This is a genomic window from Henriciella sp. (genome assembly GCF_049649345.1).
Lineage (GTDB): Bacteria > Pseudomonadota > Alphaproteobacteria > Caulobacterales > Hyphomonadaceae > Henriciella.
In genome coordinates this window covers 1-3,717 of sequence record NZ_JBARZC010000218.1, presented here as the reverse complement: position 1 = coordinate 3,717, position 3,717 = coordinate 1, and the positions used below count along the sequence as shown (strand labels likewise).

Here is a 3,717-nt window from a genome sequence, read left to right as displayed (position 1 = left end):
CTTCGGTGTTGGGAATGATGATTTTGACATTGTCGACCGTCGCCAGATAGGTCTGGAAAAGGTTGATGTCCTTCACCGTGCCGGACTCGCCCGATATCTCGACGAAATCGCCCATCTTGTATGGCCGAAACAGCATGATCATGACGCCGGACGCGATATTTCCAAGGGCCCCCTGTAGAGACAGGCCGATCGCCAGGGTGAGCGCACCGAGAATAGCGACAAAACTCGTCGCCTGTACGCCGAACACCTGTAGAGAGGCTATGAAGACGGCGGCAGTTGCAAACCAGCGCACCACCGAGCCAAAAAAGTTGCCAAGCGTTTCATCGACACCTGGCCGCTTGATCGTCTGCTTCCGGACCAGATTTGCAAGCCAGCCCGCGATCCGCAGACCGATGATCAGGACAAGCAGAGCCCCGACAACTTTCAGCGCGCCGGTCATGACAAATGGCCAGTACTCTGCCCACAAAGCCTCGAACTCAATATTCTGGACTTGATCCATGAATGAATATCCTTCCTGCGTAAGGTATTGTTTCTTTATGCTAAACTAGAGGCGCCAGCCGGAATTGCTACCGCGGTCACTCACATCACTTTTCAGCGTCCGGGCATCAGCTAAATAGACATTGCGCCCGCCTGTGACGAAAATCGATGGAAACTCCGCGAAACATGACGTCACTGCGTCGTCCAGAACATTAAGCCCGCCCGTCAGCGTGCCAAGTGATGGCATGATCATCTGATGGCCGTCGGTGACGAAACATTTGCGGCGGACGCTGCGGCCACGCCCTCCTATCCTTGCAACCGGATGCAGGTGGCCAGAAATCTCGCCGCGCGCGCCTGTTGGTTCGTGCCTGAACACGCAGTCGCCGACGCGCAGCGTTGTCACGCCGCGGCCACCGAGATGCGCTGGCGGCTCGGGATCATGATTGCCCTCGACCCAGAACCAGTCACACGACCCGGTCAGCTCCCGGATCCGGGCAATGTCGGTCTCTGCGAGCCGCTCCTCAGAGAGCGCATCGTGGAAACTGTCGCCGAGAGAGATGATGCGGTCCGGCGCGAACTGCCCCGCCAGCCGCTCAACCAGCGCCAGCGTCGCGCCTGTGTCATACGGCGGAAGCAGCTGACCTCGTCGGGCATAGCTTGAGCCCTTTTCGAGGTGAAGGTCGGACACGATCAGCGTCTTCTGAGCTTGCCACCAGAGCGCGCCCTCGGGTGTTGGCTGGAACATATCCCCGCCAAACCAGATAAAGGTCTGCTCGTTCAGTTTTCTGGCGGCGCTCGGCATGTGCGGAAAGTGAACGGGGTCGCTTGAGGCGTCAAGCAAAGCCAGCCGCTACATGTGAAGAACCTTGCCGTAAGCGGCGAGCACCGATTCATGCATCATTTCCGAGAGGGTCGGATGCGGGAAGATCGTCTCCATCAGCTCAGCCTCTGTCAGCTCGCCTTGGCGGGCAATGACATAGCCCTGAATGAGCTCGGTCACTTCCGCGCCCACCATGTGCGCGCCAAGAAGCTCGCCGGTCTCGGCATCGAAGATGGTCTTGACCATGCCGTCGCCGGCTCCGAGGGCGATAGCCTTGCCGTTGCCGATGAAGGGGAATTTGCCGACCTTAAGCTTGTGGCCGGCTTCCTTGGCTTTGGTTTCTGTCAGGCCGACGCTTGCGACTTGCGGATGGGAGTATGTGCAGCCCGGCACATTCGATGCATCGAACGGGTGGGCCTCATTGGCGCCTGCAATACCCTCGACACAGATAACGCCTTCATGGCTGGCCTTGTGCGCGAGCCAAGGCGGTCCTGTGAGGTCGCCAATTGCATAGAGGCCCTGAACGCCTGTGCGGCCGAAGCCGTCGACGACAACATGCGTTTTCTCCACCTTCACGCCGAGCTCTTCCAGGCCAAGTCCTTCGACGTTGCCGACAATGCCGATGGCGAGGATCACGCGGTCAGCTTCGATCTTCTCTGTCTTTCCGCCGACTGAGACTTCAGCGGTTACGCTGTCCTTATCCTTCTTGAGCGATTTGACCTGCGCCCCGACATGGAACTTGAGGCCCTGCTTCTCGAACTGCTTTCGGGCCATCGCCGAGATCTCTTCATCCTCGACCGGCAGGATGCGATCCAACGCTTCGACGACGGTCACATCGCTGCCAAGCTCATTGTAGAAGCTCGCAAACTCGATCCCGATCGCGCCTGAGCCGATGACCAGGAGTTTCTTCGGCGTCACATCCGGCACCATGGCTTCGCGATACGTCCAGATCAGCTTGCCGTCTGGTTCGAGCCCCGCCTGCGGGATGGACCTTGCGCGCGCCCCCGTCGCTAGCATGACGTGCTTGGCCTGATAGTCTTTTGTCTTGCCGTCCTTGTCCTTGACCGTGACGACAGGTGCAGGCTTGCCCTTCTTCAGGCTCGCCTCGCCCATGAGGACGTCGATCTTGTTCTTCTTCATGAGGTGGCTAACACCCGACGAGAGCTGCTTGGCGACGTTTCTGGAGCGTTTCACGACCGCTTCAAGATCAAAGACCGCCTTGTCGATCTTGAGGCCGAAATCCTTGGCATTCTTCGCAAGATGCAGCACTTCAGCTGACCGCAGCAGCGCCTTCGTCGGGATACAGCCCCAGTTGAGGCAAATGCCGCCGAGGCTCTCTCGCTCCACGATCGCCGTCTTCATTCCGAGCTGCGTCGCGCGGATTGCGGCCACATAGCCGCCCGGGCCTGAGCCAACAACAATCAGGTCGTAATCAGCCATAATGGCCTCCAAATTCTAAAGCAGCATGCTTTCAGGGCTTTCGACGTAGCGCTTGAAGACGTTCAGCCATTTTGCGCCCTCTGCGCCGCCAATGACGCGGTGATCGCAGGTTAGCGTCACCGTCATAACAGTCGCTGGAACGATCTCGTTCTTGTCGTTGACGACAGGCCTTTTCTCACCTGCGCCCACCGACATGATCATGCCTTCGGGCTGATTGATGATCGAGGCGAACGTCTTGATGCCGAACATGCCGAGATTGGAAAGAGAGAATGTGCCGCCCGTATATTCCTGTGGCTTGAGCTTCCGCTCCCTCGCGCGGGAGGCGAGGTCCTTCATCTCTGCTGCAATCGTGGCTAGCCCCTTGGTCTGGGCATCGAAGATCACAGGCGTGATCAACCCACCATCAATCGCAACCGCGACAGAGATATGCGCCGACTTGTGGTAAGCGATGCCCTTGTCGGAGAAACTCGCATTGCAGTCAGGCTCAGCCATGAGCGCCAGCGCCGACGCCTTGATGAGCATATCATTGACTGAGATCTTCACGCCTTCAGGCGCCGCCTCATTTATGCCGGCGCGGGCTGCGAGCAGCTTGTCGAGCTTGATATCGACGGTGAGCGGGAAGTGCGGGACCTGCATGAAGCTCGTCGTCAGGCGCTTGGCGACTGTCTTGCGCATGCCGTCCAGCGGTTTCAACTCATAGCTTTCGCGCGCGTAGATACGATCATCCAACACTTGCGGCAGGATGAGCCCGTCAGGCGCGGCAGCCGGCGCACCGGTGGATGATCCGGCTGCCTGGCCAGGTTTCGCGCTCTCGACATCTTTTTTTACGATCCGGGCGTGCGGACCAGAGCCTGTGAGCGACGCCAGATCGATGCCGCGGAGCGCTGCAATCCGGCGCGCCAGGGGGCTTGCCTTGATCCGCTCGTCTCCCTTGTCGACGGAGGCGAGCTTCATCGGCGTAGAGCCAAGCTCCTCAGCGA

Annotated in this window: 4 protein-coding genes; all 4 read right to left on the bottom strand. The window is 59.2% G+C overall.

The window, feature by feature from the left end:
- A partial coding sequence (locus WA989_RS05465) for a mechanosensitive ion channel family protein (protein ID WP_424339496.1) occupies positions 1-499 on the bottom strand: 499 nt, incomplete at its 3' end.
- 45 nt (positions 500-544) lie between these two features.
- Positions 545-1,318, bottom strand: coding sequence for a ligase-associated DNA damage response endonuclease PdeM (pdeM, locus tag WA989_RS05460; protein ID WP_424339495.1), 774 nt, complete (start codon positions 1,316-1,318; stop codon positions 545-547).
- Between the two features lie 9 nt (positions 1,319-1,327).
- Positions 1,328-2,737: a dihydrolipoyl dehydrogenase gene (lpdA, locus tag WA989_RS05455; protein WP_424339494.1), complete on the bottom strand. Its 1,410-nt coding sequence runs from the start codon at positions 2,735-2,737 to the stop codon at positions 1,328-1,330.
- Between the two features lie 15 nt (positions 2,738-2,752).
- Positions 2,753-3,717: dihydrolipoamide acetyltransferase family protein (locus tag WA989_RS05450; protein WP_424339493.1), on the bottom strand; the 965-nt coding region annotated here is incomplete at its 5' end.

Excerpts from the sequence above, each read along its gene's own strand:
- lpdA (WP_424339494.1), bottom strand. The coding sequence starts at position 2,737 with ATGGCTGATTACGACCTGATTGTTGTTGGCTCAGGCCCGGGCGGCTAT.